The sequence below is a fragment of the Brevibacillus nitrificans genome (assembly GCF_003710965.1).
Lineage (GTDB): Bacteria > Bacillota > Bacilli > Brevibacillales > Brevibacillaceae > Brevibacillus > Brevibacillus centrosporus.
On the sequence record NZ_RHHU01000006.1, the window covers coordinates 1 to 14143 of the forward strand.

The 14143-nt window shown below is 49.7% G+C and carries 12 protein-coding genes, 10 tRNA genes and 1 rRNA gene; 2 read left to right on the forward strand and 21 right to left on the reverse strand.

The annotated features are described in order from the left end of the window. The 11 genes from EDM59_RS11840 to EDM59_RS11890 form a co-directional block, all read right to left on the reverse strand. Positions 1 to 329 (reverse strand): 16S ribosomal RNA (locus EDM59_RS11840); the annotation flags it as partial. Between the two features lie 281 nt (positions 330 to 610). Further along, positions 611 to 687: transfer RNA gene (locus EDM59_RS11845), tRNA-Pro, on the reverse strand. 29 nt (positions 688 to 716) lie between these two features. Then, positions 717 to 793: transfer RNA gene (locus tag EDM59_RS11850), tRNA-Arg, on the reverse strand. Between the two features lie 3 nt (positions 794 to 796). Next, positions 797 to 872 (reverse strand) — tRNA-Gly (locus EDM59_RS11855). Between the two features lie 18 nt (positions 873 to 890). Next, a tRNA-Leu gene (locus tag EDM59_RS11860) sits at positions 891 to 977 on the reverse strand. Positions 978 to 994: 17 nt separating this feature from the next. After that, a tRNA-Lys gene (locus tag EDM59_RS11865) sits at positions 995 to 1070 on the reverse strand. Between the two features lie 39 nt (positions 1071 to 1109). After that, positions 1110 to 1186, reverse strand: a tRNA-Asp gene (locus tag EDM59_RS11870). Positions 1187 to 1244: 58 nt separating this feature from the next. Further along, positions 1245 to 1321 (reverse strand) — tRNA-Met (locus EDM59_RS11875). A 30-nt stretch (positions 1322 to 1351) separates the two neighbouring features. Then, positions 1352 to 1427, reverse strand: a tRNA-Val gene (locus EDM59_RS11880). Positions 1428 to 1528: 101 nt separating this feature from the next. Beyond that, a tRNA-Glu gene (locus EDM59_RS11885) sits at positions 1529 to 1602 on the reverse strand. Positions 1603 to 1620: 18 nt separating this feature from the next. Continuing rightward, positions 1621 to 1713 (reverse strand) — tRNA-Ser (locus tag EDM59_RS11890). A 449-nt stretch (positions 1714 to 2162) separates the two neighbouring features. On the opposite strand from EDM59_RS11890, the gene EDM59_RS11895 reads away from it, so the two are divergent. Further along, the gene (locus EDM59_RS11895; protein ID WP_122923813.1) at positions 2163 to 2630 is read left to right on the forward strand and encodes a GNAT family N-acetyltransferase; all 468 of its coding nucleotides are present in this window, start codon (positions 2163 to 2165) and stop codon (positions 2628 to 2630) included. Positions 2631 to 2659: 29 nt separating this feature from the next. Here EDM59_RS11895 and EDM59_RS11900 read toward each other — a convergent pair whose 3' ends face one another. The 7 genes from EDM59_RS11900 to EDM59_RS11930 all read right to left on the reverse strand — a co-directional run bounded on the left by EDM59_RS11900 (position 2660) and on the right by EDM59_RS11930 (position 9376). Continuing rightward, entirely contained in the window at positions 2660 to 3427 is a 768-nt protein-coding gene (locus EDM59_RS11900; RefSeq protein ID WP_122923814.1) for a type III pantothenate kinase, read from the reverse strand. Between the two features lie 11 nt (positions 3428 to 3438). Continuing rightward, a complete protein-coding gene (nadC, locus tag EDM59_RS11905) occupies positions 3439 to 4284 on the reverse strand; it encodes a carboxylating nicotinate-nucleotide diphosphorylase (RefSeq protein WP_122923815.1) in 846 nt (281 codons plus the stop codon). Next, entirely contained in the window at positions 4274 to 5896 is a 1623-nt protein-coding gene (gene nadB, locus EDM59_RS11910; RefSeq protein WP_122923816.1) for an L-aspartate oxidase, read from the reverse strand. Before nadB ends, nadC begins: the two co-directional genes overlap by 11 nt. 234 nt (positions 5897 to 6130) lie before the next feature. Further along, a complete protein-coding gene (locus EDM59_RS11915) occupies positions 6131 to 6556 on the reverse strand; it encodes a Fur family transcriptional regulator (protein ID WP_122923817.1) in 426 nt (141 codons plus the stop codon). 42 nt (positions 6557 to 6598) lie between these two features. After that, the gene (locus EDM59_RS11920; RefSeq protein ID WP_122923818.1) at positions 6599 to 7438 is read right to left on the reverse strand and encodes a metal ABC transporter permease; all 840 of its coding nucleotides are present in this window, start codon (positions 7436 to 7438) and stop codon (positions 6599 to 6601) included. 33 nt (positions 7439 to 7471) lie between these two features. After that, a complete protein-coding gene (locus EDM59_RS11925; protein WP_122923819.1) occupies positions 7472 to 8242 on the reverse strand; it encodes a metal ABC transporter ATP-binding protein in 771 nt (256 codons plus the stop codon). Positions 8243 to 8401: 159 nt separating this feature from the next. Continuing rightward, positions 8402 to 9376, reverse strand: a complete 975-nt coding sequence (locus EDM59_RS11930) for a metal ABC transporter substrate-binding protein (RefSeq protein ID WP_122923820.1) — start codon at positions 9374 to 9376, stop codon at positions 8402 to 8404. 210 nt (positions 9377 to 9586) lie between these two features. On the opposite strand from EDM59_RS11930, the gene EDM59_RS11935 reads away from it, so the two are divergent. Further along, positions 9587 to 10078, forward strand: coding sequence for a PCYCGC domain-containing protein (locus tag EDM59_RS11935; RefSeq protein ID WP_122923821.1), 492 nt, complete (start codon positions 9587 to 9589; stop codon positions 10076 to 10078). Between the two features lie 135 nt (positions 10079 to 10213). Here the strand turns inward: EDM59_RS11935 and nadA are convergent, their stop codons facing one another. The 3 genes from nadA to EDM59_RS11950 form a co-directional block, all read right to left on the reverse strand. Further along, complete coding sequence (gene nadA / locus EDM59_RS11940) at positions 10214 to 11158, reverse strand: quinolinate synthase NadA (RefSeq protein ID WP_122923822.1); 945 nt, start codon at positions 11156 to 11158, stop codon at positions 10214 to 10216. Between the two features lie 133 nt (positions 11159 to 11291). Further along, complete coding sequence (locus EDM59_RS11945) at positions 11292 to 12038, reverse strand: alpha/beta hydrolase (RefSeq protein ID WP_122923823.1); 747 nt, start codon at positions 12036 to 12038, stop codon at positions 11292 to 11294. A gap of 39 nt (positions 12039 to 12077) precedes the next feature. Next, positions 12078 to 14060: an AraC family transcriptional regulator gene (locus EDM59_RS11950; RefSeq protein ID WP_183192897.1), complete on the reverse strand. Its 1983-nt coding sequence runs from the start codon at positions 14058 to 14060 to the stop codon at positions 12078 to 12080. Positions 14061 to 14143 lie beyond the last annotated feature (83 nt).

Consider the following 14143-nt stretch of genomic DNA (forward strand, 5'->3'; position numbering starts at 1 on the left):
GGCCGTGTCTCAGTCCCAGTGTGGCCGGTCACCCTCTCAGGTCGGCTACGCATCGTCGCCTTGGTAGGCCATTACCCCACCAACTAGCTAATGCGCCGCAGGCCCATCTCCCAGTGACAGCTTAAAGCCGCCTTTTCTTTTCGGATCATGCGACCCAAAAACCTATCCGGTATTAGCATAAGTTTCCCTATGTTATCCCAGTCTGAGAGGCAGGTTGCCTACGTGTTACTCACCCGTCCGCCGCTAGCCTCCGAAGAGACTCGCTCGACTTGCATGTATTAGGCACGCCGCCAGCGTTCGTCCTGAGCCAGGATCAAACTCTCCAATAAAGTTTGTATCTGGTTCAAAGCTGGCAAATCATTTCATGATAGACTCATCAACGCTTTCGCTGTTCAGTTTTCAAAGAGCATTTTTTAATCCTGTTTAAAAGCGACAGGAATTTCATCTTACTACATCCGAACCTATGAAGTCAAGTGTTTTTTATACCTTATTCAAAGCTCGTTATGTAGTCGCACTCTCTGCGGAGCGCAGGTTTACAATGTATCACATCGCAACCTAGTTATCAACCACCAAAACTTTCCAGTTCAAAGTCGTTTTGAATGAAAGTTCATGGTCGGGAAGACAGGATTCGAACCTGCGACCCCTTGGTCCCAAGCCAAGTACTCTACCAAGCTGAGCTACTTCCCGACTATATCCTTTTCACCTCAGATGAAAAGTGGCGTGCCCTGAGAGATTCGAACTCCCGACCTTTTGATTCGTAGTCAAACGCTCTATCCAGCTGAGCTAAGGGCACATATGGAGCGGACGAAGGGTCTCGAACCCTCGACCTTCGCCTTGGCAAGGCGACGCTCTACCAATTGAGCTACGTCCGCATGTGTTTTGTAGTTGTTTGGTGCGGTCGAGAGGACTTGAACCTCCACGGTGTTGCCACCACTAGAACCTGAATCTAGCGCGTCTGCCAATTCCGCCACGACCGCATGTGAAGTTGTAAAACTGGTGAGCCATGAAGGACTCGAACCTTCGACCCTCTGATTAAAAGTCAGATGCTCTACCAACTGAGCTAATGGCTCGTACTATAAAAATCGCCATGTACACATTTAGAGTATAAATGGCGGAGCTGACGGGACTCGAACCCGCGACCTCCGGTGTGACAGACCGGCGTGAACTCCAACTTCACCACAGCTCCATATTCAGTTGCACCCTATGGGCACTTTGATCTCCCTATGAAATGCAAGGAGAAAATTTGGTTGCGGGAGCAGGATTTGAACCTGCGACCTTCGGGTTATGAGCCCGACGAGCTACCGAGCTGCTCCATCCCGCGACAGGGACCTAATCGGTCAAATAATGATAATGGTGGAGGCTGACGGGATCGAACCGCCGACCCTCTGCTTGTAAGGCAGATGCTCTCCCAGCTGAGCTAAGCCTCCGCGTTTCCCCGACTCATGTCGGGCCCCACAAAGAGACGGTATGCTCTGCAGCATATTCCGAATACTTTGCGGGGGCCCCAACAACTAGTGTGGGTGATAGGTGACCCGTAGGGGATTCGAACCCCTGTATGACAGCGTGAAAGGCTGCTGTGTTAAACCGCTTCACCAACGGGCCAGTATGTAAGGGTGATTATGGCGGATGGAGTGGGATTTGAACCCACGAGACGGGTCGACCCCGCCTACACGATTTCCAATCGTGCTCCTTCGGCCGCTCGGACATCCATCCATGTATGATAAAGGATCGAAGCGATCCGTGTTGTTTCCCTCACGGAATTACTATGTTATCAGATCTCTTTGTTTTTCGCAAGCACTTTTTTAATTTAATTTAAAAAAGTTCAATCAGATAACACATCGCTGTTAGACACAATAGCCATTCTATATCGTGGAACACTCAATGTCAACGATAAACTCCATTCTTTTATCATTTTTTTGTTTTCTCATGGCGCCAAGTGGATCCTGCGATTATCATAACCCTCGAAACCTGAAAATACTCTTCTCATTTCCCCTACAACTTTCAGGTTGATTTCCCATTTTATCCCGCCAAAATTAAAGCAAGGCAACAGATCTAAGTTAACCGACCAGGCATCCTTTATTCCGTACTTGCACATCGCAACATGTTATTCTCTTCGTATGGCATCTCGTCTCTCTCCTAAATCAGAAAGGGGGCTTCCTCTCATGGTCCTAATCCGTCAGGCTACTTTACAAGACCTCACAAAAGTCTGCCAAATCGATGCTGCTGTACTGGGAAATAACAGCCGAGCTCAGGAACTGAGCAGCAATGTGACAGCTGGAGAATGCTTTGTTGCATGCGAAAATGCCGAAATTATTGGTTTTATTGTGATGGATCATAGCTTTTTTAAACAGTGCTTTATCCCACTGGTAATTGTACATCCTCAGCATCAAAATCGAGGAATCGGAGCTGACCTCATTACATATGTAGAGTCGGTTTGCACAAAAGATAAATTGTTCACTTCCACTAACCTTTCTAATCAGCCCATGCAGCGCCTCTGTCAAAAGCTCGGCTTCATTCAGAGTGGAATGATTGAAAATCTCGATCCCGGAGACCCAGAAATCATTTTTTATAAACCGCTCCAGAGAAAAAGCGATTCGGACCCATACAAAACCAAAAGCCGCAAGCTCTAACAGGAGCTGCGGCTTTCTCATCCCACTCATTACTGTTGATTGCGTTCGTAAATCAACCGTAGCCCTTTTAAAGTCAAATACGGATCGACGATGTGGATGCACTCCGTCTCTGTTGCTACTAATGATGCCAGCCCACCAGTCGCAACGACCTTGGGCTGGGTTCCGTACTCGGCAATAATCCGGCGAACGATCCCCTCTACCTGCCCGACAAACCCGTAAAAAATTCCAGACTGCATCGCCGCAATCGTGTTCCGTCCAACGACACTCGCAGGCTTAGCAATCTCGATTCGTGGGAGCTTGGCAGCGCGACTAACCAACGCCTCCGTGGAAATCCCGATCCCCGGGGCAATGGCACCACCCCAATACTGCCCCCGCTCATCCACATAGCAAAAGGTCGTTGCAGTCCCGAAGTCAACCACAATCGTCGGTGTACCGTAGTAGTGGATGGCCGCTACCGCATTCACAATCCGGTCTGATCCCACTTCTCGCGGATACTCGTATTTGATGTTCAAGCCTGTCTTGATTCCGGGCCCGACCAGCAACGGCTTTTGACGCAAATACTTTTCACACATCCGCTCGATCGTATGGTTGGAAGGCGGCACGACAGAGGAAATGATGACCCCACTCACCTCGGAAAGGGTCAAACCTGCATGCTGGAACAGGTTTGCTACCAGCATGCCGTACTCATCTTCGGTCTTGTTCCGATCCGTAGCGACGCGCCATTGCTGCCGCAGCTCGTCGCCAGCATACAGACCCATCACGATATTGGAGTTGCCGATGTCTATCACCAGTAGCATGGCCGTGCTCCTCAGCGCTTACGCGTATTCAAATCAAGGCTGATATCAAATGCCTTGACCGAGTGCGTCAGCGCTCCGACTGATATAATATCCACGCCGGTTCTCGCGATGGAACCGATCGTATCCAGGTTCACTCCACCAGAAGCTTCGACGATAGCACGCCCAGCAATCAGTTGAACCGCCTCCACCATTTGCTCGTTCGACATGTTATCCAGCATGATGATATCGGCCCCTGCCTCCAGTGCTTCCTGGACTTGCCCCAATGATTCCGCCTCTACCTCGACCGTCATCGTATGCGGAATGGCAGCGCGTGCGGCGGCAACAGCTTGCGCAATCCCACCAGCACCCTTGATGTGATTGTCCTTGATCATCACCGCATCGTACAAAGCGAACCGATGATTGTGGCCTCCTCCGACGCGCACCGCGTATTTCTCCAGAAAACGCATGCCAGGTGTCGTCTTGCGTGTATCGACCACGCGGGCCTTAGTGCCAGCTACAGCCTGGACGTACTCATTTGTTTTTGTCGCAATGGCAGACAGGCGCTGCATCAGGTTTAGAGCCAATCGCTCTCCACTCAAAATCGAACGGACAGACCCGCTCACTTCCGCAATTTGCTGGCCGTATTCCACGCGTGCACCCTCCTCTACTTTGGCCGTAAAGGTCAGCTCTGGATCAACCGTTTCAAACACTTGCTGTGCAATTTGCAATCCGGCTACGATTCCCGATTCCTTGGCATAAAGAATCCCGATTCCCTGCTCGCCCTCCGAAATCGTACTCATCGTTGTAATGTCGCCGAAGCCCAAGTCCTCGTGCAGCCACTCTTCGATTTTTCTTTGCAGTTCTCGTTTATTCCACATCGTTTTTGCCACTCTCCTCCTGGACGCCAGCATAGATAGACTGCACCAAGTGCTTGCGCCAAATTAAGTCGTCCTTCTCAGGGAAATCGATGCGATAATGCCCGCCCCGACTTTCCTCCCTCATGAGGGCAGCCCTGGTCGTCAAGACTGCGGTATTCAATAAATTGAGGTATTCAAAATCTTCCCGTTCCACCGGGATATCCTGAAAGTCCTGCTCCATGCGCTCCAGCTCTTCCAGTGCTTTACGCAGTCCCTTTTCATCCCGTTTTACACTCACATAGCGCAGCATCAGCTTTTGCAGCTTCACTCTTTTTTCGCGTGTACCCGCAGCATGACGCTGTCCAGGCTCTGCTACCACCCTCACAGGCAGAACATCCGGCAAATCCGGCAGCTGTTTAATCCGCTCGGAAATCCGATGGCCAAAAACAACAGCTTCTGACAACGAATTGCTCGCCAGGCGGTTGGCACCATGAACCCCCGTGCTCGATGCTTCTCCGCACGCAAATAATCGTTTGGTAGAAGTCTCGCCATGCAAGTCCGTTTGCACACCACCCATCATATAATGGCAGGCAGGCGCTACCGGAATCCAGTCTGTTACCATATCTAAACCATATTGCAGGCAAAATTGATAAATCGTCGGGAAACGATGGCGAATCAATTCCGCTGATTCATGGGTAATATCCAGAAAAACGTTCGTTGCATTCGCTTTTTCCATCTCGGAGACGATCGCCCTAGCCACGACATCACGGGGGGCAAGCTCCTTTTGCGGATGGTACTTGTCCATGAAACGCTCGCCATTGCTATTGCGCAGCACCGCTCCTTCACCTCGAACAGCTTCGGAGATGAGAAAACGTGGTGCGCCTGGATAGTAAAGGGCCGTTGGGTGAAACTGAATGAACTCTACGTCCCTGATGCGAGCACCTGCCCGATAAGCGATCCCGATTCCATCTGCGGTCGCAATTTCGGGATTTGTCGTGTAACGATACAGCTGCCCGGCGCCACCTGTCGCGAGTACCGTCGCATCTGCTTCCAGGAAAAACAGCTCACCGTTTGGCTCCCGCACGATTACACCTACGCACTCGTCATGCTGCGTCACGACATCGATAGCAAAATGATGCTCGAGTACCGCAATGTTCGGCTGTTCCATGACTCGCGCAGATAAAGCACGAACGATTTCCGCTCCGGTGGCATCTCCATTTGCATGCAGGATTCGCCGTTTACTGTGTGCCCCCTCCTGGGTAAGCTCGTAGTGTCCCTGCTCGTCCCGGTCAAACTCGGTACCGTAGGCGATCAGCTCTTGCAGCCGATCCGGTCCCTCATGCACCAGCACGTCCACCGCGTCGTATGAGCAGAGTCCTGCACCTGCGATCAGCGTATCCTGGCGATGCAGCGCTGGCGTGTCTGTTTTGGCTGTCACCGCAGCGATTCCACCCTGCGCCCAGCGAGTATTGCTATCGTCCAATCCCTTTTTACTGATCAATACCACATCTGCATACTCGCTCGTTTGCAAGGCTGTATACAAACCAGCGATCCCTGCTCCAATGATAGCCACTTTCGTTTTCCTTCGCGGCAAAGCGTGCAAATCAAAGTCGACGATATAGCGGGGAATCATCTCGTGTCCCTTCTCTCCTCTTGATAGGTTAAGCATTGAAAAAACCGATGATTTCCAACTCATTATAGCAAATCTTTCGGGTTTATCGACCATGTTCGAAAACTTAGATCGCAAGCCTTTCACACCCAAAGGGGACTTGGCTCTTAAACCGGATAAGGATCTCATCAATCCTTCTTGTACAAAAAAGAGCACCTCCCTCATCGGCAGATGCTCTTCACTGTTTCTAGCAAACGTTTAGTTGGAGTGCTCTACGCAATCCTTACATGTTCCGTACACTTCAAACTTGTGGCCAGTGACCTGAAAATCATCAGGTACAGCTGACATGATATTCATCGGACAGCCGGGTAACGAAGAGGTTTTCCCACATTCCGTACAAATGACGTGATGGTGGTGATGTCCATCTGTCGAACAGGCCAAACGAAATTTGCCCTCCCCGTCGAGCTCGGTTTCCTCGAGAATCCCCAATTCCACAAAAGTGGAGATATTGCGATAAACGGTATCAAAGCTGAGCGAAGGATACAGCTCTTTGATTCGCTCCATAATATCTTTGGCAGACAAGTATCGCTTCTCCGCCGCGCAGATGCGAATCATCTCCTCCCGCTTGCCGGTATACTTGAATCCATGATCTTTTAAGATCTGCAGCGCTTCTTCTACTTTCATCGACAAACTCTCCTTCCTTTTGTCTTTACTGGGTTGGTTGATCTATCGCATGAGAACTCGCAGTTTTTTTACACCTAAAACGACCAGCAAAATCAAAACAGCCATTAACACAATTGTACCACCAGATGCCCAATCTAGCAGGTAGGCAAAATACAATCCGGCCAGCACAGATATTTCCGCAAACAGGATCGAAAAGAAAATCGTCTGGCGGAAGCTCCGAGCGATCTGCAAGCTAGCGGCAACCGGAAGCGTGATCAAGGCCGAGATCAGCAGGACACCGACAATACGCATAGAAGCCGCAATCGTCAACGCCACGAGTACCATGAACCAAAGGTTGATGGCCCGGCGCGCTACACCCGATACACGAGCAAACTCTTCGTCAAAGGAGACCGCGAACAGCTCTTTGTAAATGAGGATCACGGTTCCCAGTACAACAACCGCTACACCGACGAGTGCGTACAAATCCTCGATCGATACCGTCACGATCTTACCGAATAAATAGGAGTACAAATCCGTATTAAAGCCGTCGGCGACACTGATCAGAACCGTAAACAGGCCCAAGCCAGTGGACAGGATAATCGGAATGGCGAGGTCTTGGTATGCTTTGTACACCTTGCGCAGCCGCTCAATAAACAAAGATCCAATCACAGCAAACAGCATCCCGAAAAACAGCGGATTTACAGCTGAGAAAAATGCGATTTTCTTGGAAACCAGCATCCCTGCCGCCACACCCGAAAGTGTTACGTGTGATAGACCATCCGCCATCATCGACAAACGACGTACGATCAAAAAAGTCCCGAGGATGGGACAAATCAGTCCAATCAAAATCCCTGAGAACAGGGTATACCTCAAAAAATCATACTGCCACCAATCAGCAAGCATGTTCATGCTCCTTCTTTTCCATGTTATACACAATCAATGGTGATGAGACAGCAGTTTTACTGAATCACCGTACATTTGCGTCAGGATTTGTTCGTGATTGTGAGCGAACTCGTGCGCCGTTCCGTGGAAATGGATTTTCTTTTGAACGCAGGCTACTTTGTTTACCCACTGCGTCATGACGCCTACATCGTGGCTGACAATCATCATAGTCAAACCATTTTCTTCTTTCAGGGAGCGCAGCAAGCTGTAGAACTGTTCAATCGACTCCTGATCCACGCCGACAGTTGGTTCGTCCAAAATGAGCAGCTCCGGCTCCGCAACCAGGGCACGGGCAATAAATACACGTTGCAGCTGACCGCCCGACAAGCTGCCGATCCTTTGATCGAGCTTGGCTGTCAGTCCCACACGCTCCACCGCATCCCGGACCTTTTCGTGATGGTGAGCCTTCAATCGGCGAAAAAGCCCTACCTTGGCGACCAGCCCGGATGCGACCACTTCCCGCACCGTTGCAGGAAAACCACCTGCGCCATGAGCGACCTGCTGGGCTACGTATCCGATCCGGCTCCAGTCCCGAAACTTCGAGAGCGGCTGCCCGAACAGCTCGACTGTGCCTTTGGTCGGCGATAGAAGCCCAAGAATGAGCTTCATCAGCGTGGATTTACCTGAACCGTTGGGACCAACAATCCCGACAAAGTCACCTCGCTCCAAAGTAAACGCCACCTGGTCGAGAACTAATTTTTCTTCATATTGAAAGGAAACGTCCGTGAGCTTTACCACAGCTTCTCCTTTGGTTATGCGTTCCATGAATCAATCATTCCTCAAATCGGATTTGTTCTGATTTAATCCCCTTCATCCTACTACGATTTTGCGAGGACGACAAGGGCTTAGGTACAAAATATAAAAAGCAAACTCTTCTATAAGCAAAGATGCCGCCCGAAAGAGCGACACCTTCATTATTCCCATTTATTTTAACGCTGCGCGCAGCGTCTCGATATTTTCACGCATGATGGACAGGTAATCACGGCCTGCTTTGACATCCTCTTCCGTCAAGCCCTCCAGCGGATTCAGTGTCGCGGTCTGTACGCCTGCCTCCCTGGCAATCACCTCAGCCACTTTTGGAGACACGAGTGTTTCAAACAAAACGTACGAAATTTGATGTTCTTTCACATGTTCCACCAATTCTTTCAGCTGCGATGGCGATGGCTCATCGGATGGATTCACTCCGGAAATAGCCACTTGTTCCAAGCCGTAGCGTTTCGCCAGATAGCTGAATGCGCTGTGGGAGACCATGAATTCCTTTTTGGAGGACTGCGCTACCATGTCCTTGAATTCTTTATCCAGCTGGTCCAGATCTGCAGACAGCTGCTGGAAGTTCTTCTCGTAGTCGGCAGCATGCGCCTGATCCTTTTTCACCAGAGCATCCTTCACCTTCGCGGCTTGCTCTTTCAGTTTACTAGGGTCCAGCCATACGTGCGGATCTTTGTCCCCATGATCATGACCTTCCTCTTCGGTCGCTGCCTCTCCCTCGTGCTCGTGGTCATGCTCCTCTTCCACCGCATGCAGCAGATCCATTCCTTCTGTCGCATTGACAATGGTCGTTTTACTTTTATCCATACTTTCCACTGCCTTGTCTACCCATAGCTCCAGACCACTGCCGTTAAAGGCAAAGATGTCTGCCCCTGACAATGCCACCATATCTTTGGCTGTAGGCTCGTAATCATGCGGCTCTACCCCCGGCGGAATCAAGTTAGTGACTTCAATATGATCGCCGCCAATCCGTTCGGCAGCGTATTCCAGCGGATAAATGGTCGTGTATACTTTTGGCTTAGCAGCCGCACTCCCCTCTGCTGCTGGAGTGCTTGCTGTTTCCTTGCTTCCGCAGCCAGCGATCCCCACAGCGGTTACGATGCTCAATAAAGCCAACAGGCTCTTCTTCATTTTTCTAGTCATCTCCTTGAGTAATTCATAATCATTCCGATTTACTTGCTTCCCGTTTTTCATTATACGGACAGTCAACCAGAATGTAAATAGGATTTATTACGATTTAATAGGCATATTTAAACATCTATCCCCATACTGCTTTCTCCCGTATGAGTTTGCGCTGGGAAAATCTTATACGGTAAAATAGGCGGGAGGAGGTTTGTCCAGATGAAACGGAAATCATGGTTAGCCATTAGCGTCATGACGGTAGCCCTGTTAACTGGCTGTAGTTCTAACGATCAAGCCGGTCAGGAGCATGCCGGCCATTCCCAACACGCACCAAACGGCGATCTGCAGGAAATGACCGCTTCCGCAGATCAATTGCCGAAATTTCTCGACAATCAGGACCCTGTCATCGTGGAGTCCTACAAAGTGGCCGCTGCCAATCGCGAGCTGTTAAAATCCATCCCTTGCTATTGCGGCTGCGGCGAGAGTGCCGGTCATCAGCATAATGGCAACTGCTTTATTAAAGAAGAAAAATCTGACGGTTCTATCGTATGGGATGATCACGGAACTCGTTGCGGCGTTTGTATGGAGATCGCCGTTATTTCCTCCAAGCTGAAGGAAGCCGGGAAAACGACAAAGGAAATTCGCGATTACATCGACAATACGTATAAAGAAGGGTACGGAAAGCCAACTCCGACTCCCATGCCTTCGTAAGAAATGGAAGGCTACTGCGAAAATGGCAAAGCCCAGAACCATGTGTTCCGGGCTTTTTAACGTTTGGCGGATCGTGGCCTTTCCCATAAAAAAACTGCGCCTGCCGGAGCAAACGCAGCTTGTGATATCCTCTTATCAGCCTGGAGCTACTTCCAGCATTCTTTCCAGCGATGCACGTGCAGCATCAGCCACATCCTGCGGTACGAAAATCTCCGGCTTCATGTTCTCCAGAGCTTCTACGCACTTTTTCAGGTTGTTTACTTTCATGTTTGGACAAACCAGATACTTGGAGGCAAAAATGAAGGTTTTATCCGGACTGTCTTTTTCCAGCATGTAGCGCGTACCGTCTTCGGTTCCGATAATGAATTCCTTGTGGGAGGACTCGCGGCAATATTTCAAAATGCCGGTTGTAGAACCCACATAATCCGCCAACGAAACCACTTCTGGACGACACTCCGGGTGGACGACAATGACTGCCTCCGGATGCTGCTGCTTCAATGTCATGATATCCTCGACAGACAGCTGGTCATGCGTATTGCAGTACCCTTCCCAAATGATCATTTTTTTGTCGGTAAATTGGGATACATAGTGGCCCAAGTTTTTATCCGGCACCCAAATGATCTCATCCGTGTCGAGTGATTCAATAACCTTCTTGGCATTGGACGATGTACAGCAGATGTAGGTTTCTGCTTTTACGTCAGCGGATGTATTAATGTAGGCGACGACCTTTGCGTTTGGATGCTGCGCTTTCAGCTTGCGCAAGCCGTCTACATTCACCATATCCGCCATCGGACAGCCTGCTCGTTCATCGGGAATAATAACCGTCTTTTGGGGATTGAGAATTTTTGCACTTTCTCCCATGAAGTGAACACCACAGAACAAAATCACGTCTGCATCCGTTTCTTTTGCCTTTTGAGCGAGTCCAAAAGAATCCCCGATAAAATCTGCTACTTCTTGAATTTCCGGCCGTTGATAAAAATGTGCCAAGATAATAGCATTACGCTCTTTCTTCAACTGCATCAATCGTTCACGTAACTCAGCGTTGCGCTGGGCTTTTTTTTCTAACGCTAAAGCGTCCATGGAAAAAATCCCCCTACGTAGGTGTCATAATTAGGGTCATTGTAAGCTGATTGCTTGGTCTTGTCAATGTAAGCGGTGTTATACGCCTAATCAAAAAAGCTCATACCCAAAAGGATATGAGCCTTTCTCTTATTTATTCTGACCGAAACAACCATTTTAGGGCAGCTGGAACATATTGCACACCCAATTCGAAGGAATGAAACTCGCTTTCATAAATTTCCTGGTGCACGGTAAAGCCGTTTTGCAGTAAATAATCATACACCCTTTTACTGTTGGGCACCATCCATTGCTGCCCGTTCGTACGAGTAGCTCCTTCGGCATGGCCCAAGTTCATGTAAAGGCGCTGACCCGTATCGATAGTCGTCCGCTGCTTTAGCCATTCGATTATGCCCGGGAACCAGAACGATCCAGAAAAGCTTCCGATCCGCCCAAAAACCTCGGGATAGGTTAAGGCGGTATAGACTGATATGAGTCCCCCCAGAGAAAAGCCCATGATTCCCGTATGCTCTCTTTCAGGCAATGTCCGAAATCGGCTGTCGATATACGGCTTCAGCTCGTTTGCGAGAAACCGGGCGTAGATAGAAGCGCTGCCTCCAAATATCTTGCCTGGCTCAAATACGTTTGGGGACACAAAGGGCGTGTATTCGTCGTTGCGATCAAACGATTCTACCCCTACGAAAATAAAGTCTGGAAGCTCCCCCTGCGTAGCCAGGTCTCGCACCCTCATCAGGACGTCACTATCCTTTGGCTCGATCAAATCCCCGCTGTCTTGCAAATAAACTACAGGATAGCGCTGACCACTGTCCTCATAGCCGTCCGGCAAGTAAACCAGCAGCTGCCTCTCTTGAAAAGCATCGTTTACCACGTCAGACTGACGCATTTGCCCGATCTCCCCTCCGTGCCATATGTAGTTTGGGTGCTATTCCGAAAGAGCACGGAGCAGCTCCTTTGTCGTATACTCCACTGCAATCGGCCCCTTTGTACTGATCGAAACATCTAGCGGATAAACGTGATTTGCTTTTACGGCTTTCAGCGAACGCCACACCTTGCTTTTGTTTAACTCCGCAAGCGTTGTATCGACAGAGTCCAAATGATCGACGAGGAAAATATAATCGGGATCAAGCACCGTTATACCCTCCAAAGTAACGACATCGCCCTCCTGCTTGTACTTGCCGGGAGATGTGAGCCCCAGCCCTGACTTTTCGTCAAAAGCGTAGGATACGTCATTGTCGTCCAGCACATAAAAAGTGCTGCCGTCTCCGGAAGCGCGCAGGAACGTCACGGTCTTGTCCTTTTTCGAGGCCATCTTGTCCTTCGCTTCCGTCATGAGCGCTTCCAGCTTTGCGATGTATGTCTCCGCCAACGGCTCCTTGCCAATGAGCTTGGCGTATTCACGAAGCGTCTGTGCCCATGTCCGCTCCTCGACGTTATCAATCATCGCAACAGTCGAGATACGGCTCAAATCTTCGTAAACATCGTTGTGCGTTCCCGTAAAGGCCACGATCAAGTCTGGTTCGAGCTCTGTCATCAATTCCAGGTTCGGTGTCGTCACTTCACCGATATCTTTGACAGCAGCCGTTTTGGCGTACGGCTTTAACGTTTCAAACGATCCCAGCATGCGCTCAGCCAAAGTAGAAGCAATCGGCGGAGTCTCCAGGGCAAAGAAATATTCCATCATTCCAAAATGAGTGACCACAATGCGCTGCGGCTGCTTGGCCATCACCACTTCTTTCCCCGTCGCATCGACATAGGTTCTCGGCCATTGCTGTTTGGCCTCCTGCGGACTGGCAGCGGCCGGTACGGGGGTGGCTACTTGTGGAGGACTGCTGCTGACTGCACCTCCACTACCAGTACCGGAGCATGCGCTCAACAGCAGGGCAAGCCCCAGCATCCATTTATGCATTTTTCCTTTGGTTCCGTTTCTGAATCGCTGCACACTCTCTCCCTCTTCTTTCTGATAATGATTTTCATTATTAATCAGATTGTAGTAGCGAGGTGAGCTTTGAACAAGAGATGATCTTAGCCTTTTCACAGGATATTCTGAGCCTGCCTCCCAGATTGCCGATTCCGCTTGTTCCTTGAATTGTCCAGGTGTTACTCCCGTATGCTTTTTGAAGGCCCTGATAAAGTACGAAAGATCGCTATACCCAACCCCTTGGGCAATCTCTTGTAAAGGCGCTTCCGTTTGCAGAAGGAACGCTTTTGCCTTTTCCAATCGCACACGAATCAGGTAATCGATCGGGCTATGACCTGTATGTTGCTTGAACTGCTTGGACAAATACGGAGCGCTATAACGCAGCTTTTGTGCGATGGTCGCAAGCGTTATCGGTTCACTGTAATGGGCGTGAATGAATTGCTTAGCTTGCCAAACCAGATCGCCACTCTCCCCCCTCTCCTCTGCATCATGCATTTGCTCCAGGAGCTCTGCTACAAACAGCTGGAACAAAGCCTTGGCATAGAGAGTCTGTGCAGCGGTAGCCGCACCGCCTTGCCATACGTCCTGAAGCTTTTCGATCTTGTCCAGCAGCAAAATCGGACGCGGCACAACAAAATGATAGGGCAGCGAAAACCAGTTACGCATCTCCAAAAGATCCATGATTTCCTGACGACTCTGTAGAGGAATAACCGCTTTATAGAAAAGAATATAGAACTCAAATTCCGTTTTCTCGGCAACGATTTCAAGGGCGATTCCTTTTCCGCAATGAATCACATGACAACCGAAGACAGGATGCACGCGTTCATCGAGCATCACTTCTGCCTGACCGCGAACAGCATATACGTACACACTGGAAGGAAGCGAAGAATAGCTGAATACTTCCATGGGCTGTACAATCTGATGACGTACATCCATGACTTTGACAGAAGCATGATTCCATAGATCCAATAACTCTTTTCGCCTCATACGCATTACCCTCCCCCTGCCCAGTCACTACGCTCATTATAGTTGATAACAATTCTCAGTAACAGACAAAAAAAAACCGTTCG